Below are 25920 nucleotides of genomic sequence, written 5' to 3' on the forward strand. Positions count from 1 at the left end.
GACCGCGGTCTGCGCTCCCAAGGCTGAAAGTGCGGCGGCGTGACCCTGCAGATCCCGTCGCATCGGTTCCATTCGCGCGTAGAGCTGCTGCAGCAGCTCCTCCAGCGCGTCGAGCTCGGTGAGCGCGTCGATTTCGCGAAGCTCTCGGCTATGGTCGGCGCTGCCATCGAGACTGAGTTCGCGCTCCAACCCGCGCGCATCGGCACTGGCGGTGCCGGCTTCGGCGCGCAGCCGGGCGGCCTCTTCCGTGGTCTCGCGGGTGGCCGCGTCGGCGGCATCTGCGGCGTCCAGCGATGCCAGCAGTTCGGCGCGGCGGGCGGGTTCGAGGCTGGAGTCCTGTTCGGCAAGCTTGCGCAGCGTTGCGGCATCGCCGGGAGCGGCAAGCGCCGCGCCGCAGGGAATGAGCGCAAAGGCGAGCAGAAGCAGGATACGGAGCAGCGGCGGACGGACAGTTTTCAGGGCGGTCATCTGGCAAGGCTTGCAGCGATCAGCGCACGAAGTTACCATGCCGCTCTCGTCTCGCCGAATCCGGGCCGTTCCATGAAAGCCGACATCCACCCCAAGTACAACGCGGTCGTGTTCCAGGACGTGTCCTGCGACTTCTCCTTCCTCACCCGTTCCACGCTTTCGAGCAAGGAAACGATCAAGTGGGAAGACGGCAAGGAATATCCGCTGATCAAGGTGGAAATTTCCTCGGAATCGCATCCGTTCTACACGGGCAAGCACAAGCTCGTGGACACCAGCGGTCGCGTCGACAAGTTCCGTCGCCGCTACGCGCAGAAGTAATACCCCCCCACAGGGTTTTCGAGACGGGCCTGGCAACCATCGGTTGCCGGGCCCGTTGTCGTTTTTGTGGCTGTGCAGATTTGTGTTGCTGTGCAGCAGCGACATCACCAAAGTTGCACTGACGCCCCCTAAGGGTGCGTGGCATACTCCGCCGGCTTTCCGGCAGCCCTCGTGCTTTGCGCCGGTGCGGTGACGCTACGCGCTGCCGCCCCATGCGCTGCGGTCTGGTTCTTGCTTGCCAGCTGCCGGTTGTCTGATGCCATGTCCAGCATGGCGATGGTGCGGTGCAGAAGGCTGGCCTGTTTCACTGGCGCCGGCCACCTGTATCGGCCACACCCCCGATTGCAGCAAACGCCAAGGAGTTAGCCGTGTCTGAGAGCAAGAGCGTTACGCTCACCGATTCCGCCGCCGGCAAGAGCGCCGAATTTCCCCTCCTGCGCGGCACCTTGGGTGCGCCTTGCGTGGACATCGGCAAACTGCCGAAGGAAACCGGTTACTTCACTTATGACCCGGGTTTCGTGGCGACCGCCAGCTGCCGCAGCGCGATCACCTACATTGATGGCGACGAGGGCGTGCTGCTGTACCGCGGCTACCCGATCGAGCAGCTGGCCAAGCAGTCCAGCTTTCTTGAGGTGGCCTACCTGCTGATGCAGGGCGAGCTGCCGACTGCGGACGAATTCAAGAGCTTCGAGCACGAAGTGACGCATCACACGATGATGCACGAGGCGCTGAAGAACTTCCTCGGCGGCTTCCGTCACGACGCGCATCCGATGGCGATGCTGTGCGGCATGATCGGATCGCTGGCGGCGTTCTACCACGACAGCCTCGACATGGAAGACCCGGCCCAGCGTCGCCTGGCCGCGATCCGCTTGATCGCCAAGGTGCCGACGATTGCTGCGGCTTGCTATCGCTACTCGATCGGCTGGCCGAACCGCTATCCGCGCAACAACCTCGAATACGTCAACCGCTTCCTGCACATGATGTTCGAGGTGCCGTCGGGTCCGTTGGAGCTGCCGCCGGTGGCCGCCAAGGCGTTGGATCTGCTGTTCATCCTGCACGCCGATCACGAACAGAACGCGTCGACCTCGACCGTGCGCCTGGTGGGCTCGACCGGCGCCAACCCGTATGCCTGCGTCGCCGCCGGCATCGCGGCGCTGTGGGGCCCCGCGCATGGCGGTGCCAACGAAGCGGTGCTGAAGATGCTGGAAGAGATCGGCCGCCCCGAAGACGTCGCCAAGGCGGTCGACAAGGCGAAGGACAAGAACTCCGGCTTCCGCCTGATGGGCTTCGGCCACCGCGTCTACAAGAACTATGACCCGCGCGCCTCGATCATTCGCGAGATGACTCACAAGGTACTGTCCGACCTCGGCGTCAACGACCCGCTGCTCGAAGTCGCGATGAAACTCGAAGAGGCCGCGCTGAAGGACGACTATTTCGTCGCCCGCAAGCTTTACCCCAACGTCGATTTCTACTCGGGCCTGATCTACAAGGCGCTGAACATTCCGACCGAGATGTTCACGGTGATGTTCGCCATTGCCCGCACCGCCGGTTGGGTCAGCCACTGGCTGGAGCAGCAGAACGATCCGGAAGCCAAGATCGGCCGTCCGCGCCAGATCTACACCGGCGCCGATGTTCGCAATTACACCCCGCGCGCAGCACGCTGATTCAGCCTGCCGCGGCACCTGCAGCGCCCGCCGCGAGGCGGGCGTATGCGTTTCCGGGCGGGTGATTCAGCCTCCGGGAGCGTCCAGAAGAGAGCGCAAAGCGGACAGCGATGCCCGCTGCATCGGCTTGCCGTCAACGGGGTCAAGCGGTGGCTGGCGCAGCGTCGAACGCGGCAGCACGATCAGCTCGAAGGGCACTCCGTCGGCGCTGAACTGGTAGACCGGAAACACTTCGCTGCGCGCGTGGTCGAGCCGCAGCCGGCGGCTGCGCTGCTCGATCGGGATGCCGCTCTCGGCCAGGAAGTGTTCGACATTCTCGGCGCGATCCTCGAACAGGTGCAGACAGACCGCGGAGTGCGCGTCGGCACTGCCGTCCAACACCGCGCCGACCAGACGTGCGTCAAAGCGCCGCAGGAACTGCAGTGCTTCCAGAGCGGCCAGTCGGCGCGCCTGCAGCGCATCCGGCTGCTTTGCGGATTGGAACAGTCGCTGGTGCTCGCGCAGAGCCTGCTCGATCTCGGCATTGCGTGGCAGTGCGGACTCGTCGACCACGCCCAGGCGACTGGCTGCACGCAGTTTGGCGGCTTGAAAATCGCGCAGACCGCCCTCGGCCATCAGTCGCGCCGCTTCGATGGCGACGCGTTGACGCAGTTCGCGGGTTCGAGTGGATGCATCGGCGCCGCCGCTTCGCATGGTGTTTCCTGTGGTCGAGTCGGGCAGACCTGGCGGTTTCGAGTGGCCCGGGCACCGTGCCTTCCGTCGGCGAGCACGCGGTGCAACAGCCTGAGCCCGGGGTGCTGGCGCAGATTCACGCAGGTTGCCGGCCGCCGGCGCGACGCAACCCACGCTTGCTCAGAAGATGTCGAAGCTCTCCTCGGCATTCAGCGTGCGCTCGTCCTGGAAGCTGCGGCGCTGCAGGCGGGCGATGTCGTCGACACGGATCAACTCCGACAGCGAGCCGGGGCTGCCCGCCGGCATCAGCGCGCCAGTGGTGGCATCGATGGTGACGGTGGCGATGCCCGGCGGCAGCGGCTGTTCGCTCTCCGGCACGCCTTCCAGGGCGCCGCGCATGTACTCGATCCAAGTCGGCAAAGCCGCGACGGCGCCGAACTCGCCGCTGCCCAAGGATCCGAAGTCGTCCATTCCGACCCAGCTGGCCACGGCCAACCCCCCGCCGATGCCGACGAACCAGGCATCGCGATGATCGTTGGTGCTGCCGGTCTTGCCGCCGATATCGCTGCGTTCCAGTACCAGCGCATTGCGCCCAGTACCACGCCGGACCACATCGCGGAGCAGCGAGTTGACCATGTAGGCGGTGCGCGCATCGATCCGGCGCGGTGCCAGACCACTGCCGGGGGCTGCTGCGGTGTCCGCCTCAGCGGTTACGTCGGCGGCGGCCGGTGCGGCGCCGGAACTCAGGTCGAAGCCACCATCCGTACCGCCAGTCACTTCTTCACGCAGGCGTTCCGGGCACTGGCGGCAGGCGCGAAGCGGCTCGGCAATGAACACCGGGTTGCCGTCGCGGTCCTCGATCCGCTCGATGAAGTGGGTGTCGACCAGAAAACCACCGTTCTCGAACAGGGCGTAGCCGCGCGCCATCGCCAGCGGCGGCACCGAACTGGTGCCGAGCGCGAGGGAGAGGTTCTCCGGGAGGCTCTCCGGGGTGAAGCCGAAACCCTGGATGAAGCGTCGCGCATAGCTCGCGCCAATCGCGTCGAGCAAGCGCACCGAAACCAGGTTGCGCGAGGTCACCATGGCCTCGCGCAGGCGCATCGGCCCGGCGAAGGTGGAGTTGTCGTTTTGCGGACGCCAGGTGCTGCCGTCGTGCTGACGGAATACGACCGGGGCATCCAGCACGATCGAGCCGGGGCCATAGCCGCGCTCGAACGACGCTGCGTAAACAAAAGGCTTGAAGCTTGAACCCGGCTGCCGCTGAGCCTGGGTGGCGCGATTGAACTTGTTCAGGCTGAAGCTGAAGCCGCCGGCCAGCGCACGTACAGCGCCGTCTTCGGCGTCAACCGAGGCCAAAGCACCCTGCGCCCTGGGCACCTGCGAGAGCGTGTACGCGCCTTCGTCGTTCAATTCGACCCGAACCACATCGCCCGGGCTCAGAACGCCGTCAACGCCCTTGGGCGCCGGCCCACGCCGATTCTCGTCGATGTAGGGACGCGCCCAAGTCACCTGCTCAAGATTGAGCTCGATCAGCTGGCCGTCGCGCAGCAACAGGCTGGCGCGCTCCGGGGCGCTGTCGAGCACCAATGCCGCCGCCAGCCCGGATATCGTCGGGAAATCGCGCAGCAAGCCCTGCAGTTGGGCGATGGGCGCCCCTTCGGCCAGCGGCAACTGGGCCTCGGCACCGCGCCAGCCGTGGCGGCGGTCGTAGTCGAGCAGGCTGCGACGCAGGCCGCTGTTGGCGGCGGCCTGGCCGACGCTGTCGAGCGTGGTGAACACCCGGTGGCCATCAATCATCGCGTCGGCGCCGAAACGCTCCACGGCTTCGGCGCGCGCAATCTCGGCGACATAGGGCGCGTCGATCTCGATCGCCGGCTCGTTCGGGTGCGCACTGTCGGCGATCGCTTGGGCTGCGTCGCGTTCGTCGTTGCTGATGAAACCGACTTCGACCATGCGATGCAGGATGTAGTCGCGGCGGATGCGTGCGCGGTCGGGGTTGGTGATGGGGTTGCCGCTGGAGGGAAACTTGGGGATGCCGGCCAGCATCGCGGCCTCATGCAGCTCCAGATCGACCAGCTCCTTGCCGTAGTAGAAGTCGGCTGCAGCGGCGATCCCGTAGGCGCGATTGCCGAAGAAACTCTTGTTCAGGTACAGCTCGAAGATCTCGTCCTTGCTGAGTTCGCGCTCCATCTTCAGCGCCAGAAAGATCTCGGTCAGCTTGCGGGTGTAGCTGTATTCCGGGCTCAGGAAGAACATTTTCGCGACTTGCTGGGTGATCGTGCTGCCCCCCGGCACGCGCTCGCGGTCACTCGTTGCCAGCAGCCACACCGCGCGGACGATGCCCCGCCAGTCGATCCCCGGATGCTCATAGAAACGCGCGTCTTCGATCGCGATGAAGGCCTGCTTGACCCGGTCTGGCACATCGCCGATCCGCGCAGGTTTGCGTCTGGCCTCGCCAAACATGGCGATCAGCTTGCCGTCGCGTGAATAAACCGCCAACGGCATCTGCAGGCGCACGTCGCGCAGCGCCTGCACGTCAGGCAGGGTCGGCGCGATCAGCCAATAGGCGACGCCCAGCGCACCCGCGCCGATCGCTCCCAGCAGGAGCCCGCAAATCAAGGCATAGCGCAGCAGGCGGCGGAACAGGCGCATCCGCGGAATCCAGTCGGCAGGGCAGGGCCGGCGAGTATAGGCCGGCCCGCCGGGACCCGGAAGAAACCGCCGACACCGGCCATCAAGCGGTCATTTTTCGCCCCGGCAGGAACATTTTTTGACCATTTTCTTGACCCACATCGCGGTTGCGGCAGCCTGAACGGCAGTTGTCTGTTGCCAGACTGCAAATAATCGTTATTTAATGTAGTCGTGGAGTTATTGCCTGTAAGGGCTTGTGGGAAGGGGAGAAACCGTGGGGCTGTTCGCAAACAAGAAGGTGCCCTTGATCGGCGTGGACATCAGTTCCACCGCTGTCAAGCTGCTCCAGCTGAGCCAAAGCGGCGGTCGCTATCGCGTTGAGCACTACGCGGTGGAGCCGCTTCCTCCCAATGCCGTGGTCGAGAAGAACATCGTCGAGGTCGAGGCGGTGGGCGAAGCGATCAAGCGGGCACTGAACCGATCGGGCGCAAAAAGTCGCTTCGCGGCGGCCGCGGTCGCCGGCTCGGCGGTGATCACAAAGATCATCCCGATGCAGGCCGACCTGTCCGAGGACGAGCTTGAGGACCAGATCCAGGTCGAGGCCGGGCAATACATCCCCTACCCGATCGAGGAGGTCAGCCTCGACTTCGAAGTCCTGGGCCCGGTCAAGGACAACCCGGAGATGGTGCAGGTGCTGCTGGCTGCGTCGCGCACCGAGAACGTCGAAGTGCGCACCGCCGCGCTCGACCTCGGCGGTCTGACCGCAAAGGTCGTCGACGTCGAAGCCTTCGTGATGGAGAACGCCTTCCGTCTGATCGCCGATCAGCTGTCCGTCACCCGTGATGGTCTGGTCGCGCTGGTCGATGTCGGCGCCACCATGACCACGCTCAACGTGCTGCGCAACCAGCGCAGCATTTACACCCGTGAGCAGGTCTTCGGCGGCAAGCAGCTGACCGACGAGGTCATGCGCCGCTACGGACTGTCCTACGAGGAAGCAGGCCTGGCCAAGCGTCAGGGCGGATTGCCCGAGAGCTACGAGATCGAAGTGCTGGAGCCGTTCAAGGAAGCCATGGTCCAGCAGGTCAGCCGACTGCTTCAGTTTCTCTACGCCGGCAGCGAGTTCAACCGAGTCGACCAGATCGTGCTTGCGGGTGGCTGTGCCTCGATCGCCGGGGTTGCCGAAATGGTCGAAGAGCAGCTCGGCATCAGCACCGTGGTCGCCAACCCGCTGGCCAACATGTCCTTGGCCTCCAGGGTGCAGGCGCAATCGTTGGCGCAGGATGCCCCGTCGCTGATGATCGCCGCCGGTCTCGCCATGAGGAGTTTCGACTGATGGCCAAGATCAACCTATTGCCCTGGCGCACCGAGCGCCGAAAGCAGCGCCAGAACGAGTTCTTCGGAGTCCTCGGACTGTGCGCCGCGCTGGCGGTGGGCGTCAGCTTTGGTGCCGTGCAGTTCTTCGACGGAAAGATCAGCGCTCAGGAGCAACGCAATGGCTATCTGCAGCGCGAGATCGCCAGTCTCAAGCAGAAGACAGCCGAGATAGAGATCCTGGAAAAGAAGAAGTCCGATCTGCTCGCCCGCAAGGCGGTGATCGAACAGCTGCAGGCCAACCGCTCGCAGATGGTTCATCTGTTTGACGATCTGGTCCGCACCCTGCCTGAGGGCGTGTTGCTGAGCTCGATCAAGCAGGTCGGTGACCAGCTCACCTTGGAGGGCATGACGCAGTCGCATGCTCGTGTGTCGTCCTACATGCGCAACATCCGGACTTCCGGCTGGCTGACCCGCGACGACCTCGGCATCATCGAGGCCAAGGGTGAGGACAAGTCGATGCCCTACTTCTTTCGCATGAACGTGACCGCGACCAAGCCGGTCGGTGACACCGAGGAAGGCGACGCTGAGGGTGGCGCCGAAACGCAGGGCATTGAGCCGACTGCCGCTGCGGGGAGCCAGCCGTGAAGAATTTCGATCTGAACAATCTGGACTTCAACAACGCAGGCGCTTGGCCGACACCGGTCAAGACCTTCTTCTGCGTGATCCTCGCGGGCCTGATCCTGTTCTTCGGCTGGTATCTGTTCGTCAGCAACCAGCAGGACGAGCTTGAGTCGCTTGCGCGTACCGAAGAGTCGCTCAAACGTGACTTTGAGACCGAGCAGGCCAAGGCGGTGAACCTCGAACCGCTGAAGGAACAGTTGGCCGAGATGGAAGCGATGCTGCAGCAGATGCTGCGGCAGCTGCCAAGCCGCACCGAGATGCCCGACCTGATTGTCGACATTTCGCAGACGGCACTGGCGGCCGGCATCCAGAACGAGCTGTTCCAGCCGCAGCCGGAGATCCGCAAGGAGTTCTACGCGGAGAAGCCGATTTCGCTGCGCATGGTTGGCAGCTACCACCAGTTCGGCAACTTTGTCAGCGGCGTCGCTTCGCTGCCCCGCGTGGTCATCATGACGATGCACGATATCTCCTTGAAGCCACGCGAGGCCAAGGACGGACAGCCGGCGGGCGGACTGGTGCTGGAAGGCACGGTCAAGACCTACCGCTACCTTGACGAAGAAGAGACTGCGGAGGCCGAGGCCGAGGCCGAGGCAGCTGCTGCGGCTACCTCCGGCGCCGCCGCCGCACAGGGAGCTCGCTAATATGAAGGGATTCCAATCAATCCGTCATCCGGCGAGGGTCGCTCTGATCTGTGTTGCCGCGATGTCCTTGAGTGCCTGTGATCCGGGCATGCGTGACCTCGAAAACTACGTCGCCGACATCAAGCAGCGTCCGGCGCCACCGCTTGAGCCACTGCCGGTGATGAAGCAGTTCGAAACCTTCGTCTACAGCGCCCAGGATCTGCGCGACCCGTTCTCGCTGCCGCAGCGGCAAGATCTGGAATCGCGTGTCGAAGGCCCGCGTCCCGACTCCAACCGCCGTAAAGAGGTCCTTGAGAGTTTTCCGCTCGATGGCCTCGATATGGTCGGCACCTTGGGCGCCGGCGAGAGCCAGCTGGCGCTGGTGATGGACCCTTCCCGTGTCGTGCACAGGGTGCGCGTAGGTAATTACCTGGGTCAAAGCGACGGCCGCATTGTCGCCATCCGCGAAGACGGTCTTGAGATCGTCGAACTGGTTCCTGATGGGTCGGGCGGCTGGCTTGAGCGTCCGGCTGCTCTGGCACTCGAAAACGAATAATGCAGTGGGGAATCGCATGAAGCGCACATCCAAGTCCATCTCCGTTGCCACTCCGGCCCGGCTCGTCCGGCTGCTCGGCTTGGCCGCACTGATTGGCACCGGCTCCAGCGCCTTCGCTGCCGGTAGTCTCGACAACATCAGTTTCTCGGCCGGCCCAGGCGGCAGGGTGGATATCACCCTGAGTTTGAGCGAACCGGTCAAGGAACTGCCTGTATTCACCACCGACGATCCGCCGCGGATCATCATCGATCTGCCGGATACCCGGAACGCGGTGGCTCAGCGTCGAATCCCGGTGGGGGTTGGCGCGACCAGCTCGATTGCCACCGCGGAGGCTGCAGGGCGCACGCGCGTTTCTGTTGACCTGTTCCGCTCCACGCCATACGAGACGCGTACCGAAGGCAATACGGTCGTGTTGATGGTCGGTGGCGCGAGCACAGCTGCGACCGAGGTGACGGCATACGCGGCGGACCCCGCCAAGCGCACGGCCAACGTCACTGAGGTTGGCAATGTCGACTTCCGCCGCACGCCGGAGGGCACCGGTCGCATCATCCTCACCCTGGTGGGTGAAGGCGCCGCCTCGGAAATGCGGGTCGATGGTCAGCGCATTCGCGTCGATCTGGCCGGTGTGTACCTGCCGGACAACATGGCCGAACGCTTGGACGTGTCTGACTTCGCGACCCCGGTACAGAGCGTGGAGCTGAGCCGCAGTTCCGGCGGGACTTTGCTTGACATCAGCGTTGACGGTCGCTTCGAGCCGCTCGCCTACCAGGCGGGCAATGAGTTCGTGATTGAAGTGGATCCGGTCCAGGACCGCGTGGTCACCGCTGAAGGCGAGATCATCGCCGCAGAGGGTGAGTACAAGGGCCAGCCCGTCACTTTCAACTTCCAGGACATTCCGGTGCGCACCGTGCTGCAGGTCGTTGCCGAAGAGGCCGGGCTGAACGTGGTTGCGGCCGACAGCGTGACCGGCAACGTGACTCTGCGCTTGATCAACGTGCCCTGGGACCAAGCGCTGGATCTTGTCCTGCGTGCGAAGTCTCTGGACAAGCGGATCGACCGCAATGTTATCTGGGTTGCGCCTCAGTCTGAGATCGCGGGCTACGAGAAGGCGATTGCCGATGCGCGCATCGCGCAGGAGCAACGCGCCGAGCTGGTCAGCGAGTACATCGCGATCAACTACGGCAGCGCCGAAGAGATTGCAAAGCTGCTGACCGACAACAGCAAAGGCAACCAGCAGGGCGGCGGTCAGCAACAGCAGCAGACGGGTGAATCACGCGGTTTCCTGTCAGCTCGCGGCTCGGTGACCTTCGACAAGCGCACCAACACCTTGCTGCTGAACGATCTGCCCGAGAAAATCGGCGAGATCAAGCGCCTCATCACCCTGCTTGATCGCCCGGTTGACCAAGTGCTGATCGAAGCTCGCATCGTGATCGCAAGTGAGAACTTCGCCCGCGAGCTGGGCGCGAAGTTCGGCGTCAGCGGCGCGCGCCAAGACAGCAGCGGCCGGGTATTCACCACCTCAGGCTCGCAGGCGGCCAACAACGCTTTGATCACCAGCGCGGTCAGCAATCGCTTCGCAGGTCGAAATGCGATGAGCAACATCGGCGACGCGTTGACCGTGGGTCCGCTGTATGAAGGGCGCAGCATAGGGCCCGAGCGTGGAGACATCCTTCCGGCCGCAAGCCGGCTGGGCGTAAATCTGCCCGTGCAAAATGCGGCCGGCGCGATCGGCTTCGCCATTCTTAGCGCGGACTATCTGATTGACCTTGAGCTGTCGGCTCTGCAGTCGGAAGGTCGGGGCGAGCTGGTCTCAAGCCCACGCGTGATCACCACCAACCAGCGCGAAGCAAGCATCACACAGGGCGACGAGGTCGGTTACACGGTGGTTAGCGGAATCGGAACGGCGGCTACAGTTACCACCGAGTTCAAGGAGGTCTTGCTTGAGCTGTTGGTAACCCCAACCATTACTCAAGATGATCGAGTCTACCTCAACCTGAAAGTCAAGAAGGACGAGCTCAGGGGATTCACGCCAGTCCTTCCTACGGGCGGTGGTGGTATCCCAATCATCGCCAAACGGGAGATCAACACCGCTGTATTGGTCGACAACGGCCAAACCGTGGTCATTGGTGGTGTGTACGAATTCCAGAACCGAGAAGATTTGACGAAGGTGCCCTTCCTCGGGGACGTGCCGCTCCTCGGCAACCTGTTCCGCAACAAGCGCAACGGCACCGAAAAGGCTGAGCTGCTGATTTTCGTGACCCCCAAAGTGTTGGCAGTGTCCGGACGCGAGGCTCGTTGATCGGTCGGCATGCAGGACTTCCATATTCAGGCTGGCGACGGATTGATGCCAGTTTTCTTCGGAGAGAGATGATGAAAGCAACAGTTCTGCTGAAGGGCCTTCTGGTAGGGTCACTCGCCCTGCTGACGGCCTGCGGTGGCGGCGGCAGTGGTGATGATGGTGGGTTCGGCCCGATCCAGAGCGCTCGGATCAGTGCATCCGCCACCGCGAACAGCGTGCCTGCTGGTGGAACGCTGGCGGTGTCGGTCGTGGTCAGCAACTCAAACAGCACGCCGATTGCCGACGGGACGACGGTTACGGCAAGCGCCAGCCCGAGCAACCTCGGTGGCGTGTTTGGCGTGGTCAACGGCCAAACCACTTCGAGTAATTCGGCAACCACCGTTGGCGGCCGCGCCGAATTCATCTTCGTGACTACCGAGTCGCAGGGTTCGGTCACCTTGACGTTCTCCACTCAGCCGGTCGGACAGCCAGGCGCTGTTTCCGCCAGCGTCCCGCTGACCGTGACTGCACCGGCAGCAAACGGCAGCATCAGCATCCAGGCAACGCGCACCCAGCTGCCAGTCAACCTGTTCGGAATTGCGCCATTCTCCGGCTCGCCGTACATGAGTGAGCTGACGATTACAGCGCGCTCGGCAAGCGGACAGGCGATCAGTATCCCGCGCGGTGATGCAGGTGGCTTGGGCGTCACCATCAACCCCGTGACGGTTGCGGCTTTCTCGACGCTGGACGATCCGACAACCATAGATGATCCCGCCACACCGGTCATTGAAAACAACGAGTTTCTGAATACTTTGGGTCAGGGCCCCGTAAACATCGTTGCAGGTCGCGCGACCGTTTTTGTTCATTCCAGGGGAACCCCAGGCACAGCGACTCTGGTCGCTACGATCCAGGATCCTGAGACCCGTCGCTCCATGACGACCTCAGTGGTCATCACGGTCGTCTCTGCCGCCCCGCCGCTGCCTGCTTCCGTCGTGCTCTCACCCACGTTCGCCGGCCTCTACATCAATGGTTCGGGCGGCGCCAGTTCGGGTACCGTGGAAATCGATATCGCCGATTCCACCGGCTTGCCGGTGCCGGATCCGGTGTCCGGCAACAGCGGTTTCAACAATGTCCGCGTGGAAGTGGTGGGTGATGGTGCTGCTGCTGCGGGCGAGCGCCTTTCGGGCGTGAATGCAGCGGGACAGACCGTGACCGGCCAGCAGATTTCCCTGCGCACCACCAACGGCGTGGTCAATGCAACCTTCATCGCGGGCACCCGCGTGGGGCCGACCACCATTCGCGCCACCGCTGACCGCGCTGACAACAATGTCGACAACGGCATCACCGACCCAGTGGTCGCGGAGCGCACCATCATCGTCTCCGACGGTCGTCTGTTCTCAGTCCAGCTGACCGCTCCCTACTCCGCGGACGTCCGTGCGGATCGGGCGGTGGACGCAGCATCAGGCATCCGCAACAACGGCGACGGCACTTACAGCATTGTGGTCAGTGCACTTGCCACCGATCGCCAGGGCAACCCGGTACTTCCGGGCACCGTGCTGGAGTTCGGTCTGGTCGACAGCCCGGCCACCGGGTTCCCGAACGTGGGATCCGGCGTGTTCTCGATCAGCGGCGGCGACGGTAACCCGCAGGAGAACGGTTTCCTGTTCAGCGCTCCGTCGGGTGCCTTCCAGACCGCTGGCGGCGGTGCCGGCCCGGGCGATACCTTGCTGGTGTTTGGTCAGAGCGTGCCAGGTAACCGTGACCTCGAGAGTGCTCGTTCGATCCAGCAGGTGAACAGCCAGGGCGCTTTGACTGTCACCCAGCGCTTCAACCGCAATGACGACACTGGTGTGATTGTCGACTCGGGCAACGTGCTGCCGTACGTGATTGGCCGCGCGGTCCACGGCAACATCGCCCGGACTGCGCCGACCAATGCCCTTGGTGTTGCAAGCACTCGACTGACCTTCCCGGTTTCGCGTCTGGGACAGACCGTCGCGGTGTGGGTGCGCGGATCGGAAACCACGTCAGTGGGCCAAGAGCTGATCACCGACATCGAAACCTATGTCTACCCGGGCGCCGGCCCGGTGACGATCACTGCCAGCCCGACCTCGCTGCAGGGCAACGCTACCGTGCCGGTACGGGTCTGTGCCTACGACGCCTTCGGCATACCCATCCAGGCGGCAAACCTCGACTTCGGCTTCGCGCTGCGCAATGGCAGCGGTCAGATCGGCGGGCAGTTGGAGTCGGGTCAGATTGCGAGCCCGACGGGTGCAAATGGCTGCGTCACCGTCAGCGTGACCACCTCTGGTCTGGTGGAAGACGGTTCATCGCCCAGCAACGTGGAGTTCTCCCTGGGCGCATCAGACGCGGTGACCGTCAACATCATTGCGGATGAGTTCGTGATCCTTGAAGCCACTCCGCAGACGCTGTTCGGCAACGGCGAGCTTGTCGTGCAGCTGCAGCTCAACGACTCGTCGGGCAATCCGATCGCTGGCACCGACATCACGGGCGTCTGTACGGGCAACGGTCAGACCGCACTGGTTGAGATCGTTCAGCAGGCGGCGCCCACGAATGCGCTCGGTCAGACAGTCGCTCGCATCCGGGCCTCGGCGATGGATCAGCCCGGCGGTGGTGCAGTCTGGACTTGCGTGTTCCGCACGGCTGCTCCGACTCCGATTGCGACTGTCCGCATTCTCGGCCGTGACAGCTGTGCCGGCGGCGACGGTTTCAGCCCGCCTGCACCGGCGGGTGCCTGCAATACCACCATCAATCCGGTTGTGCTCACGGTGACCGCCGGCGGTCCGACCGCGTTCAGCCTCCTCAGTAGCCCAGGTGGTTTGGCCTGCAGCCATCCCGGTGGAACTGCAGCAGCCACGGTTTGCGCTGGGACGTTCAACCGCGGCACCGACGTGAGTCTGGTTCTGCCCCCTCCGCCCTTCAATTTCGCGGTAACGGGAAGCTGCAGTCGGGCAACTGGATCAAACGTCGTGGTGATCCCGTCGCTGAGCGCACCGACTGCTTGCACCATCAACAGTCTCCCGTAAGTTCAGCGGGTCAGCTTCAAACCTCGAAGGGCCGCGCAAGCGGCCCTTCGTTTTTGGCGCGGCGCTTGGGGATCAATCGGGACGATGTATCGAAGACCACGCACTCGATGGGATCTGCTGGGGCTAGACTCGGCGGAGATTCGGAGGGTGTCTCGTGTCCCAACACCGACTTGAACTAGTGCGCGGCCAGGTGCTGTTTCGCGAAGGCGATGCGCCCGATCTGGCATTTCTGGTGGAGTCCGGCCGGCTGATGATCAGCGCCGGGCCGAACGGCCAGCCCTTGGCCGAGGTCAGCGCCGGCGAACTGCTCGGCGAAATGGCGGTCATCGACCGCTCTCCACGCACCGCCACCGCAACCGCGATGGAGCCCTGCGTGCTGGTGCCGATCACGCCCGAACAGATTGCCGAACGTCTGGTCAATACAGATCCGGTAGTACGCGCGCTGCTGGAAGGCCAGCTGCGTCGCTACCGCTCCACGCTTGCAACGCTCCAAGGCCACGCCTTGGTCCCGTCCGAGGAGCCCGCGCTCGACAGCCTGGTCGGTATCGGCAAGATCAGACTGGAGTCGCAGCTACGCGAGGCCTTGTCGCGCAACGAACTTGAGGTTCGATTCCAGCCGCTGCTCGATGTGGGCCGCGGAGTCATCGCCGGTTACGAAGCCTTGGTGCGTTGGCAGCATCTGGAGCGCGGCAGCATTTCCCCGGCGGAATTCATCGCTTTGGCCGAAGAGACCTCGTTGATCGTTCCGGTCGGTGACTATGTGATTGGTGCCAGCGTCAATGTGCTCTCGCGCCTGCGTGCTGCAGGCGACCGGCGCCCCCCGTTCGTGGCGATCAACGTCTCCGCGCGCCAGCTGATTGAAGACGGGCTGCTGGCGCGCATGCTTGAGTACGCAGCGGCGGGCGGCATCCCGGCACATCAGCTGAAGATCGAAATCACCGAGAGCCGTCAACTCGATTACCTGCGCGTCGCTGCGATGATGGAGGAGGCGCGGGCGGCTGGAGTGCGCGTTGCGCTGGACGATTTCGGAACCGGCTACTCGAACCTGCAGCACATGCACCTGCTGCCGTTTGACACCATCAAGGTGGATCAAGCCTTCGCTCGCGAAATGCTGGGCAACCGCCGTGCGCGCCGAATCGTTGAATCGATCGTCGACCTCGCCCACGGGCTGGGCGCCGACGTGGTGGTGGAGGGCATTGAAAGCGAGGCGCAGCTGGATCTTCTGCGCCAACTTGAATGCCGCTACGCCCAAGGCTGGCTGATTGGCAAGCCGTGCAGCGCAGCCGATCTGCTGGCCTGAAGCGCCAGCAATGCTCCAGGGCGCGACCTGCGGCACAGGCCGTGGCGTCATCGCGCTGGGCATACTGCGCTGAACCTTGGCGCCGCAGCGCGGTCCAAGCGCGCCCACTTCGCAGCCTGGCCCGAACGCATGTCCGAACCGATTCCGTCCTCGACCGACGTCAGCGCGATGTCGGCCGACCCACTCGCGGCGCGCTTTACCAGCCTGCGAGAAGTGCTGGCGGCCGAAGTGGTCGGCCAGCCGGCCCTGGTCGAGCGCCTGTTGATCGCGCTGTTGGCCGACGGACATCTGCTGGTGGAAGGCGCCCCCGGCCTGGCCAAGACCACCGCGATCAAATGTCTGGCGGCGCGCATCGAGGCGGACTTCCACCGCGTGCAGTTCACGCCGGATTTGCTGCCGGCCGATCTGACCGGAACCGAGGTCTACCGCCCGCAGGAAGCGCGCTTCGAGTTCCAGCCCGGCCCTCTGTTCCACAACCTGCTGCTCGCCGATGAGGTCAACCGCGCGCCGGCCAAGGTGCAGTCGGCCTTGCTGGAAGCCATGGGCGAGCGCCAGATCACGGTGGGGCGAGTGACCTACAAGCTCCCCGAGCTGTTCCTGGTCATGGCGACCCAGAACCCGATCGAGCAGGAGGGCACCTATCCGCTGCCCGAGGCCCAGCTCGATCGTTTCCTGATGCATGTTCGTATCGGCTATCCGCAGGCGGACACCGAGGCCGAAATCCTGCGGCTGGCACGCACGCGCGCCTTGGCCGAGCTTGATCCGAGCCTGCCCCAGCAGCACCGCGCCGACTTCGCGCGGATCACTGCCGGGGACATCCGCGAAGCGCGCCGACGGATTCTGACTCTGCACGTGGCCCCGCGGCTGGAACGCTACCTCGTCGAACTGGTGCTCGCCACGCGCGACGCAGCGCCGTACAGCGCTGAGCTGAAGCGGCAGATCGCGTTCGGCGCCAGCCCGCGCGGCTCGATCGCATTGGAGCGCTGTGCGCGTGCGCACGCCTGGCTGAGCGGGCGCGATTTCGTCGCCCCGGAAGACATCCGAGCGGTTGCATTGGATGTCCTGCGACATCGCGTGTTGCTGTCGTTCGAGGCCGAGGCCGCCGGTGTCGACAGCGACAGCATCATTCGCCAGCTGCTGGAGCGCGTGCCGCTGCCGTGAGTGCCGATGCTCTGACCACGGCTACCTGTCCGGCCCTGACCGAACTGGTTGCGCTGCGCGCGCGCGCGGCCGAACTGGCGGCCGGCGCGCGGCGGCGTTCGGCTGACCGTGCGGCGGGCCAGCGCCACAGCCCATTCCGGGGGCGCGGCATGGACTACGCCGAGTCGCGCGCCTATGCCGCCGGCGACGATGTGCGCCACGTCGATTGGCGGCTGACCGCGCGCACCGGCGATCTGCACACCAAGCTGTTCGCCGCCGAACGCGAGCGCACTTCGGCGGTCGTGCTGGATACCTCAAGCAGCCTGCATTTCGGCACCCGAGTCTGCTTCAAGTCGGTGTTGGCGGCGCGTCTGGCGGCGCTGTTCACCTGGTTCGCGCAGAGCGAAGGCGACCGCGTTTGCGCCGCCGGCTTCGGTCCGCGCTCCGGCCAACTGCCGGCAGCAGGCACGCAGCGTGGTGCGCTGCGCGTGCTGCAGGCCATCTGCGACTGGTCGCGCCCGGCGCCGGTCGATGCGATCGAACAACCATTGAGCGCTGCCCTGGATCGGCTGGCGCGAACCCTGCGTGCGGGTGCCCACGTGCTGGTACTGCTCGATGCGGCCAGCATCGATGACGAGGCCCTGCGCGCGCTGCAGCGCCTGCGACGCCACCATGATCTGATCGCCGCGGTGCTGGTCGATCCGCTGGAGCGCGAGCGGCTTCCCGCCGGTCGCTATCGGGTGGCGACGGCGGGCGGCGAAGCCGTGCTGGAAGTCCCGCGTGGCGCAGAACCCGGCTGGCAGCGCGCACTGCGGCTGCGTCAGGATGATGCGCTCGAACGCCTGCGCCGCGCCGGCGTCGGTGCCCGCTTGATCAGCACCCGCGAAGACCCGGTCGCCGCCCTGCGCGACCTGCTGCGCGGCGCGCCGCCGCGGGAGGCCGCGTGAATCCGGGCCCGGTTCTGCGCGATATCCAGCTGCCGCCCGAACCCGGCCTGTGGCCACCGCCGCCGGGCATTTGGGTGTTGGCCTTGATTGCCCTGCTGTGCGCGGCGGTGTTTGCCCGACACCTGCTTCGAGTGATGGCGCGGCGCCGCCAGCGCGCGCGCTGGCACGCCGCCCTGCAGGCGATACGCGCCACCGATTTGCCGGCGCAGGAGCGCGTGGCAGCAGCCTCGGAGCTGTTGCGACGTGCCGTACGGGTGCATACGCCGGCGGCCGCCAGCCTAGAGGGCAGTGCCTGGTTGAACCATCTGCGCGGCCTGCCCGGTCCGGCGCTGGACGAAGCTGCACTCGCCACCTTGCAGAGTGGTCCGTTCCGACCGGCCTTGAACGATGACGAAGCGGCAGCCGCAGTTGCCGCGGTCGAGACCTTGCTCGCGCGGGTGCTGGAGCAGATTCGATGAGTCCGCTGCAGACGATCATCGCCTCGATCGAGTGGGCGCAGCCGTGGGCGCTGTGGGCGCTGCCGCTGCCGCTGCTGATGTGGCTGCTGCTGCCGCGCGCGCGCGCTGCGCAGGGCAGCCTGCTCCGCTTGCCCTTCGCGCTGCCACCGGAAATCGTGCAGGCCGCGCAAATGCACAGCGCCGCTACGACCTGGGTGCTGCCCCTGCTGGCGTGGCTGCTGCTGTGCGCCGCCGCGGCGCGCCCGCAGTGGCTGGGTGAGGTCGAAAGCCCGCCCAGCAGCGGCCGCGATCTGATGCTCGCGGTGGATGTCTCCGGCAGCATGGCGGCCGAGGACATGACCATCGGCGGCCGCCGGGTGGATCGGCTCACCGCAGTCAAGCGAGTGGTTGGCGACTTTCTCGAACGCCGCGCCGGCGATCGGCTCGGCCTGATTCTGTTCGGCCAGAGCGCCTACCTGCTGACGCCGCTGACCTTCGACCGCGCCCATGTGCGCTATCAGCTCGAAACCAGCGTGATCGGTATGGCCGGGCGCGAGACCGCGATCGGCGATGCGCTCGGCCTCGGCGTCAAACGTCTCCGTGAGCGCGGCGCCGGCGATCGCGTACTGGTGCTGCTGACGGATGGCGTGCACAACGCTGGCGCCCTAGACCCGGTGCGGGCCACCCAGCTGGCGGTGGCCGAGAATGTACGCGTCTACACCATTGGCATGGGCGGCGACGGTGGCCGCAGCTCCGTCTTCGGGCTGCAGATCGCCACTCCTGGCGCCGAGATCGATGAGGCCAGCCTGCAGCGGATTGCCGAGCAGACCGGCGGACGCTACTTCCGCGCCCGCGACACCCGCGAACTGGCCGGCATCTATGCCGAGCTCGATCGGCTGGAGCCGGTCGAGCAGACCGCCGAGCCGCTGCGTCCGCGCTCGGAAATATTCATGTGGCCACTGGCTGCCGCACTGCTGCTCGCCTTCCTCGCCAGTGCGCAGACCGGTCGTCGACAGGAGGCCGGCGCATGAGTCTGCTGGGCAGCCTTGCCGAATTCCACTTCTTGCGTCCGCTGTGGCTGCTGGCCTTGGGCGCGCTGCCGCTGATGCTGCTGTGGCGGCGTCGTCAGCAGGGTGCGGCGGATCCGTGGCGGGCGGTGGTCGATGCGGCGCTGTTGGCCCTCCAGACCACGGGCACGCAGCGCGTCGCGCGGCTGCAGGAATGGCTGCTCGTACTGGGCGTCGGCATCGGGATCCTGGCCTTGGCCGGACCGGCGTTTCGCTCCGAGCCGATGCCGCTGTTGAAGCTGCAGGCGCCCCTGATCGTGGCGCTGGATCTTTCACCCAGCGTGCGCGCAGCCGACCTGCGGCCCGACCGGCTGAGCCGCGCCCGCTTCAAGCTGGCAGACCTGATCCGTCGCCGTAGTGACGGTCAGACCGCGCTGCTGGCGTTCGCCGGCGAAGCCTTCACGGTCGCACCGCTGACCGACGATGCCAGCACGCTCGACAGCCTGCTGGCAGCGCTGGATCCCTCGATCATGCCGGTGCCAGGGCATCGCCCCGAGCGCGCCCTGCGCATGGCCCGCCGTCTGCTGGCCGATGCCGGTGCTCAGCGCGGCGATGTTCTGCTGCTGACGGATCAGGCCAGCGACGCCGCGCTAGAAGCCGCCGCCGAAGCCTTCGCTGCAGGTCTGCGGGTGTCGGTGCTCGGTCTGGGCACGCCCGAAGGCGCGCCGGTAGCGGTCGGCGGCGGCGGATTCATGCGCGACAGCGCCGGCAATATCCGCCTGCCGCGGCTGGATGAGCCCAGTCTGCAGGCGCTGGCGAGCGCGGGTGGTGGCCGCTACGCACGGATCTCGTCCGATGCGAGCGACCTTGCAGCGCTGGGTTTCGACCGCGGGCCGACCGAGGGCGGCGGCCTTGGCACTAGCCGCGATGAGGATGCGGCCGGTCTGCGCTATCGCGACGAGGGTCCGCTATTGCTGGTGCTGCTGCTGCCCTTGGCGGCGCTGGCTGCGCGGCGTGGCTGGCTGCTGGTGTTCGCCCTGGTGGTGCTGCCGCCACCGCCGTCGGCCTGGGCGCAGCAGCCAGTCACGCCGCCCGATCAAACCATCCCGGCACCCGAACCCGAACATGAACCCGCGACGCCCGGCGCTGTCGTGCAGTTCTGGAACGATCTATGGCAGCGCCGGGATCGCCAGGCCTGGGACGCACTGCAAGCGAATGAACCCAGCCATGCCGCGACGCTCGCGAAGGACGCAGCCCTGCGCGGCAGCGCGGCATTTCGCGCTGGCGATTTCCAGGCAGCGCTGGGCGATTTCAGCGCCGGCGACGATGCGCGCGCGCACTACAACCGGGGCAATGCGCTGGCCAAACTGCAGCGTTACGAGGACGCCCTGGCCGCGTATGCCGAGGCGCTGCAACGCGAGCCCGGCCACGCCGATGCGGCTGCCAATCAGAAGGCGCTGCGGGACTGGCTGCAGCAGCAGGAACAGCAAAAGCAGAAACAAGACCAATCGCAGGACTCGCAGCAGCAGGACGGCGAGCAATCAGGCGAGAGCGGTGAGTCGGGCGAGCCGAAGGAACAGGATTCTGAAGGCGCCGAGTCTGAACCCGCCGATGCGCAGGAAGGCGAGCCCGACCAGCCTTCAGAGGAGGAACAACAGGGCGAAGGCGCCGAGTCCGAATCTGCCAGCGAACCGGAACCGGAACCGTCCTCGGCTGAGGATCCCGCGGAAGATCAGCAGGACGCCTTCAGTCAGGCGATGCAGGAAGCGCTGCAGGAGACCGAGCAGCCGCCCGAACAGCAGGCGCAGCCGATCGATGCCGAGACGATGGCGGAGTCCGAACGCCAGCAGGCGATTGAGCAGCTGCTGCGTCGTGTACCCGATGATCCCGGCGGCCTATTGCGCCGGAAATTCCTGCTGGAGTACCAGCGACGCCAGCGCGAGGGTGAACAATGAAGTCGATTCTGAGGGCGGCCTGCGGGCTGGTGCTCGCCGTGATTGCCAGCGTCGCAACCGCCCAGGGCGGTACGCGTGCCTTTCTCGACCGCGATCAGATCGTGCTGGGCGAGACTGTCACCCTGAATATCGAAACCGATCGTCTCGGCGTCGGTGAGCCGGATCTGTCGGGGCTCGGCGCAGATGTGCGCGTGCTCGGCAGCTCCAGCAGCACCCAGATCAGTCTGGTCAACGGGCAGCAGAGCAGCCGCACCCTGTGGGGGGTCAGCCTGGAGCCGCTGCAGGTCGGTGTGATCGGCATTCCGGCCATCGAGATCCGCGGCGAAACCACCGCGCCGCTGCAGCTGACCGTGCTGCCCGCCACCCGAGCGACCCAGAATGCGGGCGGTGATCTGCTGCTGGAAATCGAAGCAAGCCCTGAGAACCCCTACGTGCAGCAGCAGGTGATTTACACCGTGCGTCTGCTGTATGCGGTCACCCTTCTGGATGGCCAACTCGACGAGCCGCGCGCGCAGGGGGCCGATATCCGCCGTCTCGGCGGCGATGCCACTTTCACCCGCGAGGCTGGCGGTCGGCGCTACCAGGTGATCGAGCGCCGCTACGCGATCACGCCGCAGGCCAGCGGTCGCCTGCCGATCGAGGCGCCGCGCTTTCGCGGACGCGCGTTGGCCGGCCCGCGCGGCAACCGCATGTTCGACCCGGGCTCGCCGGTCGCGGCTGACGGTGAGTCGATCGAACTCGATGTGCGTGCGCGCCCGGCCAGCGCAGTCGAGCCCTGGCTGCCCGCACTGGACCTCGACTACCGACTACAGACCGGTGCTTCCGGACAGCTGAAGACAGGCGAGCCGATCACCTTGTCGCTGCGGATCAGCGCGCGTGGACTTTCTGCCGAGCAATTGCCCGAGCTGCGTCTGCCCACGATCGAGGGCGCCGAGGTCTACCCAGATCAAGAGGCCAGCCAGACCCGCGAAGGCCCGCGCGGCTTGGAGGGCGAGCGCACGCGCAGCTTCGCGGTGGTGCCCAATCGGCCCGGCGAACTGGTCATTCCCGAACTCGGTATCGACTGGTGGAACACCGCGCAGGATCGGGCCGAGCGCGCGCTGATTGCCGAGCAGCGCTTCAGCGTCGAGGGAACTGCTCGCACCGACGCAGCAACAGGCCCAGTACCTGCGGTCGATCCGAGCGATTCGGAGCGCGTGGTGCCAAACGCTGCAGTGGATGGCTATTGGCGTTGGGTTGGGTTGGTTTTTCTGGTGCTGTGGCTGTTGACCTTGGCCCTGCTGCTGCGCGAGCGCCGGCGCCCGCGAACCGTGCCAGTGCTGTCGCCCGCAGCGCAGCCGATGCCGATGCCGCGCGTAGGCCCACAGCTGGCGCAGGCGCTGCGTCAGGGTGAGCTGGAACTGATTGCGGAGGCCCTGCGTACGCTGGCGGGTGCCCGCGGTCTAACGCCCAGCCTCGACGCCTTGCAGCAGGCACTGGCGGATCCAGCGCAGGCGCGGGCGGTGTCGGCGCTGCAGCGCGCGCTCTACGGCGGTGGTGCGGGCGCTGCAAGCCTGGAGGCGCTGCGCAAGGCGTTCGCGACGCCGCCACGCTTTCAGTCCGAACGCAGCGACTCGATTGATCCGCTGCCGCCGCTGTATCCGTCACGAATGTGAATGCAAAGTACCGCCACCGCGCCGTTCCGTCCGCGACCGGCCGCTGATGTACCATCCGGGGCTGCCGCGGGTGGGACGTGCTCCGCGCGTGCGCCGGCACAGGGAAGCCCAGCATCGAATGCAGACGCGAGCGCGACTGCATCTTCTACCCGACAGTCCTTTGGGGGACGTTCAATGATCTATCGTTTCGCGCTGGCCCTGCTGCTGGCCGCAAGCCTGCCCGCCCTTGCCCAGGACGCTGAACCCGTGTCGTCCGAGGGCTTCGAGAGCGCCTCTGTGGCCACGCCCGCAGCTGAGCCTGCCGTCGATGCCGCCGCCGTCGCTGTCGCTACGCCAGCACCGCTTTCGGCCGCCGCTGCAGCGGCCCCGCTGGAGCTCAGCCTCGAACAGCGCATCGAGGCGGCGATCCGGCCGATTGCCGATGCCGTATCGGGCGGTATTTTTTACGCGGTTCGCGTCGGCGGCACCGATGAAGCGCCGGTGATGTTCCCGCTGATCGTCGGCTGGTTGATTCTGGCCGGTCTGGTTTTCACGCTGTACTTCGGCTTCATCAATGTGCGCGGCTTCGCCCATGGCTTCCGCCTGATGCGCGGCGACTTCAGCAGCAAGCGCGATGCTGGCCCGGGTGAAGTCAGCCATTTCCAGGCCTTGACCTCGGCGGTGTCGGGTACGGTGGGTCTCGGCAACATCGCCGGAGTGGCGGTGGCGATCACCATCGGTGGCCCAGGGGCGACGTTCTGGATGGTGCTGGCAGGCCTGCTCGCCATGTCGACCAAGTTCGTCGAGTGCACCCTGGGCGTGAAGTATCGGCTTGAGAAGCCCGATGGCACCGTGTCCGGCGGTCCGATGTACTACCTGTCGCGGGGCATCGCCGAAAACTATCCCGGGTTGAAATCGTTCGGCTGGTCTCTGGCGATCGTTTTTGCGATCTGCACCATGCTGGGCGCGATCGGTGCGGGTGCCATGTTCCAGGCCAACCAGGCGTACGCGCAGCTGCTCAATGTCACCGGCGGCGCCGAGGGTCCGCTGGCCGGCAATTCGCTGTGGTTTGGTCTGGTGTACGCCGCCTTGGCGGGCGCGGTGGTGATCGGCGGCATTTCCCGCATCGGCAACGTCACCGCGACGCTGGTGCCTGCCATGGCGGGGCTCTACATCGTCGGCTGCCTGGTGGTGATTGGAATGAACATCGGCCAATTGCCGGCGGCATTTGGCGCCATCTTCGAGGGCGCCTTCACCGGTGAAGGCGCTGTCGGAGGGATCATTGGCGCCTTGATCCAAGGCTTTCGCCGAGCCTCGTTCTCGAATGAGGCCGGCCTTGGCTCAGCCCCGATCGCGCACTCGGCAGTCAAGACACGCGATCCGGTCACCGAGGGTTTCGTCGCCCTGTGGGAACCGTTCATTGACACTGTTGTGATCTGCACCATGAGCGCGCTCGTGATCATCATCACCGGGCAGCATCTGGTGGAGGGCGGCGGCGACGGTGTGCAGCTCACGTCGAATGCGTTCGGCAGCGTGGTCAGCTGGTTCCCCTATGTGCTCACCCTTGCGGTACTGCTGTTCGCCTTCTCGACCACCATCACCTGGGGTTACTACGGGGCCAAGGCGGCTGCATTCATGGCGCGCGAGAACAAAGGCGCGCTGTATGGATTCAAGGTCTTCTATCTGCTTTCCGCGGTGCTGGGCTGCACCCTGCAGCTGTCGAGCCTGGTCGACATCGCCGACGCGCTGCTGTTCATCATGGCCATTCCCAACCTGATTGGCGTCTACCTGCTGATGCCGGTGGTCAAGCGCGAGCTGAACAGCTACCTCGCCCGACTGAAGGCAGGACAGCTGCGCAACTACCGCAGCCAGCCCGAGGCCTGAGACATGGAAGCCAGCCGCGGGATGTCACTGCACACCAAGATGGCGATCGGATTCGCGGTGGGCATCACCGCAGGCATCCTGGCCAACAGCTTGGCCGGCGATGCGGGCTGGCTGGATATCGCGATCAACTACGTCGCCAATCCAGTCGGCAAGGTGTTTTTGAATCTGCTCTTCATGCTGGTGGTGCCGCTGGTGTTCGCGGCCCTGGTGCTCGGCGTGGTCGAGATTGGCGACCCGCGCGCCTTGGGCCGGATCGGCGGGCGCACCCTGATCTACATTCTCGCGGTCACGGCGATCGCGGTGACCATCGGCATGATCCTGGTCAACCTGATTCAACCCGGACAGGGCCTGCCGCCTGAGCTCGCGGAAAGCCTGATCGCACAGTCTTCCGATCGTGTGGCGGACATCGCCACCAAGGGCAGCGCAGTCTCGGGCATCGATCTGCTGATCAATATCGTGCCGCGCAACCCGCTGGCGGCAGCGGTCAATGGCGATTTGATCGGGGTGATGTTCTTTGCCCTGATGTTCGGTATCGCGGCCACCGTGGTGGCCTCGGATGGCACCCGCAGCTTCGTCGGAGCGGTGCAGGGCGTGTACGACATCTGCCTCAAGCTGATCGGCTGGATCATCCAGCTGGCGCCGTATGCAGTGGCCTGCCTGCTGTTCACGATCACCGCCAAACTCGGTTTCGATGTGCTGGTGCAGCTGGCGCGTTACGTCGGCACCGTGGTGCTGGCACTGGCTCTTCATGCCTTCGTGGTGTTTCCACTACTGATCAAGTTCTTCGGTGGCATGTCGCCGCTGGCGTTCTGGAGAGGTGCAGAGCCCGCGATCCTGACCGCATTTTCGACCAGCTCTTCCAGCGCCACCCTGCCGACCACCCTGAAGTGCGCCGAAGAAGGCTTGGGCGTGCCGCGCCCGGTGGCGCGCTTTGTCTGCACTCTGGGCGCCACCGCCAACATGAACGGCACCGCCTTGTTCGAAGGCATCACCGTGTTGTTCCTGGCCCAGTTCTTCGGCGTCGAGCTGAGCTTCGTGCAGCAGGTCAGCATCCTGGTGCTGTGCATCTTCGGCGCGATCGGTGCGGCCGGTGTGCCGGGCGGATCGCTGCCGATCATCGCGATGATCCTGGCCATGTTCGGCATCCCGCCCGAAGGTATCGGCCTGATCCTCGGCGTCGACCGCTTCTTGGACATGTGCCGCACCACGGTCAATGTCGGCGGCGATCTGGTCGGCTCCGTGGTGGTGGCCCGCGGCGAGGCCAAAGCGACCGTCTGAGCAATGCAGCACAGCGACCTCACCAGCTCGCTGCACGCCTGGAGCGGAGGCGATCGCGCCACGCTGGATCGTTTGCTGCCGAGCCGGCTCCA

Annotated in this window: 19 protein-coding genes; 17 read left to right on the forward strand and 2 right to left on the reverse strand. The window is 65.5% G+C overall.

The genetic code is table 11. The annotated features are described in order from the left end of the window. Positions 1 to 540 precede the first annotated feature (540 nt). The gene (locus tag ACIQ7H_RS10375; RefSeq protein WP_395791140.1) at positions 541 to 786 is read left to right on the forward strand and encodes a type B 50S ribosomal protein L31; all 246 of its coding nucleotides are present in this window, start codon (positions 541 to 543) and stop codon (positions 784 to 786) included. A gap of 368 nt (positions 787 to 1154) precedes the next feature. Further along, positions 1155 to 2450 carry a citrate synthase gene (locus tag ACIQ7H_RS10380; RefSeq protein WP_395791100.1) on the forward strand — a complete coding sequence of 432 codons (1296 nt, stop codon included), beginning with the start codon at positions 1155 to 1157 and terminating at the stop codon, positions 2448 to 2450. A gap of 66 nt (positions 2451 to 2516) precedes the next feature. Here ACIQ7H_RS10380 and ACIQ7H_RS10385 read toward each other — a convergent pair whose 3' ends face one another. Then, positions 2517 to 3143: a hypothetical protein gene (locus ACIQ7H_RS10385; protein WP_395791102.1), complete on the reverse strand. Its 627-nt coding sequence runs from the start codon at positions 3141 to 3143 to the stop codon at positions 2517 to 2519. Between the two features lie 159 nt (positions 3144 to 3302). After that, positions 3303 to 5774 (reverse strand): penicillin-binding protein 1A, encoded by a 2472-nt coding sequence (locus ACIQ7H_RS10390; RefSeq protein WP_395791104.1) that lies wholly within the window; start codon positions 5772 to 5774, stop codon positions 3303 to 3305. A 253-nt stretch (positions 5775 to 6027) separates the two neighbouring features. Here ACIQ7H_RS10390 and ACIQ7H_RS10395 point away from each other — a divergent pair, with 253 nt between their 5' ends. From ACIQ7H_RS10395 to ACIQ7H_RS10465, 15 genes are all read left to right on the forward strand, one after another. Next, entirely contained in the window at positions 6028 to 7086 is a 1059-nt protein-coding gene (locus tag ACIQ7H_RS10395; RefSeq protein WP_395791106.1) for a pilus assembly protein PilM, read from the forward strand. Beyond that, positions 7086 to 7712, forward strand: coding sequence for a PilN domain-containing protein (locus ACIQ7H_RS10400; protein ID WP_395791108.1), 627 nt, complete (start codon positions 7086 to 7088; stop codon positions 7710 to 7712). The genes ACIQ7H_RS10395 and ACIQ7H_RS10400 overlap by 1 nt, the downstream gene beginning before the upstream one ends. Beyond that, positions 7709 to 8389 carry a type 4a pilus biogenesis protein PilO gene (locus tag ACIQ7H_RS10405; protein ID WP_395791110.1) on the forward strand — a complete coding sequence of 227 codons (681 nt, stop codon included), beginning with the start codon at positions 7709 to 7711 and terminating at the stop codon, positions 8387 to 8389. The genes ACIQ7H_RS10400 and ACIQ7H_RS10405 overlap by 4 nt, the downstream gene beginning before the upstream one ends. 1 nt (position 8390) lies before the next feature. Then, positions 8391 to 8924, forward strand: coding sequence for a pilus assembly protein PilP (locus ACIQ7H_RS10410; protein WP_395791112.1), 534 nt, complete (start codon positions 8391 to 8393; stop codon positions 8922 to 8924). A gap of 16 nt (positions 8925 to 8940) precedes the next feature. Continuing rightward, positions 8941 to 11223, forward strand: a complete 2283-nt coding sequence (pilQ, locus tag ACIQ7H_RS10415) for a type IV pilus secretin PilQ (RefSeq protein WP_395791114.1) — start codon at positions 8941 to 8943, stop codon at positions 11221 to 11223. A 71-nt stretch (positions 11224 to 11294) separates the two neighbouring features. After that, positions 11295 to 14246: a hypothetical protein gene (locus ACIQ7H_RS10420; RefSeq protein WP_395791116.1), complete on the forward strand. Its 2952-nt coding sequence runs from the start codon at positions 11295 to 11297 to the stop codon at positions 14244 to 14246. 154 nt (positions 14247 to 14400) lie between these two features. Next, entirely contained in the window at positions 14401 to 15546 is a 1146-nt protein-coding gene (locus tag ACIQ7H_RS10425; RefSeq protein WP_395791118.1) for an EAL domain-containing protein, read from the forward strand. A 168-nt stretch (positions 15547 to 15714) separates the two neighbouring features. Next, positions 15715 to 16707 carry an AAA family ATPase gene (locus tag ACIQ7H_RS10430; protein WP_395791142.1) on the forward strand — a complete coding sequence of 331 codons (993 nt, stop codon included), beginning with the start codon at positions 15715 to 15717 and terminating at the stop codon, positions 16705 to 16707. After that, complete coding sequence (locus tag ACIQ7H_RS10435) at positions 16704 to 17633, forward strand: DUF58 domain-containing protein (protein WP_395791120.1); 930 nt, start codon at positions 16704 to 16706, stop codon at positions 17631 to 17633. The genes ACIQ7H_RS10430 and ACIQ7H_RS10435 overlap by 4 nt, the downstream gene beginning before the upstream one ends. Further along, the gene (locus ACIQ7H_RS10440; RefSeq protein WP_395791122.1) at positions 17630 to 18091 is read left to right on the forward strand and encodes a DUF4381 family protein; all 462 of its coding nucleotides are present in this window, start codon (positions 17630 to 17632) and stop codon (positions 18089 to 18091) included. Before ACIQ7H_RS10435 ends, ACIQ7H_RS10440 begins: the two co-directional genes overlap by 4 nt. Beyond that, the gene (locus ACIQ7H_RS10445) at positions 18088 to 19101 is read left to right on the forward strand and encodes a vWA domain-containing protein (protein ID WP_395791124.1); all 1014 of its coding nucleotides are present in this window, start codon (positions 18088 to 18090) and stop codon (positions 19099 to 19101) included. The genes ACIQ7H_RS10440 and ACIQ7H_RS10445 overlap by 4 nt, the downstream gene beginning before the upstream one ends. Further along, a complete protein-coding gene (locus ACIQ7H_RS10450; protein WP_395791126.1) occupies positions 19098 to 21032 on the forward strand; it encodes a VWA domain-containing protein in 1935 nt (644 codons plus the stop codon). The genes ACIQ7H_RS10445 and ACIQ7H_RS10450 overlap by 4 nt, the downstream gene beginning before the upstream one ends. Then, on the forward strand, positions 21029 to 22687 hold the full coding sequence (locus ACIQ7H_RS10455) for a BatD family protein (RefSeq protein WP_395791127.1): 1659 nt from the start codon (positions 21029 to 21031) through the stop codon (positions 22685 to 22687). Before ACIQ7H_RS10450 ends, ACIQ7H_RS10455 begins: the two co-directional genes overlap by 4 nt. A 174-nt stretch (positions 22688 to 22861) precedes the next feature. Beyond that, positions 22862 to 24550 carry an alanine/glycine:cation symporter family protein gene (locus ACIQ7H_RS10460; protein WP_395791128.1) on the forward strand — a complete coding sequence of 563 codons (1689 nt, stop codon included), beginning with the start codon at positions 22862 to 22864 and terminating at the stop codon, positions 24548 to 24550. A 3-nt stretch (positions 24551 to 24553) separates the two neighbouring features. Further along, complete coding sequence (locus ACIQ7H_RS10465) at positions 24554 to 25828, forward strand: dicarboxylate/amino acid:cation symporter (RefSeq protein ID WP_395791130.1); 1275 nt, start codon at positions 24554 to 24556, stop codon at positions 25826 to 25828. Positions 25829 to 25920: the final 92 nt, after the last annotated feature.

Source organism: Aquimonas sp., from assembly GCF_044377145.1.
In the GTDB taxonomy this organism is placed as follows: Bacteria; Pseudomonadota; Gammaproteobacteria; order Xanthomonadales; family Xanthomonadaceae; genus Aquimonas.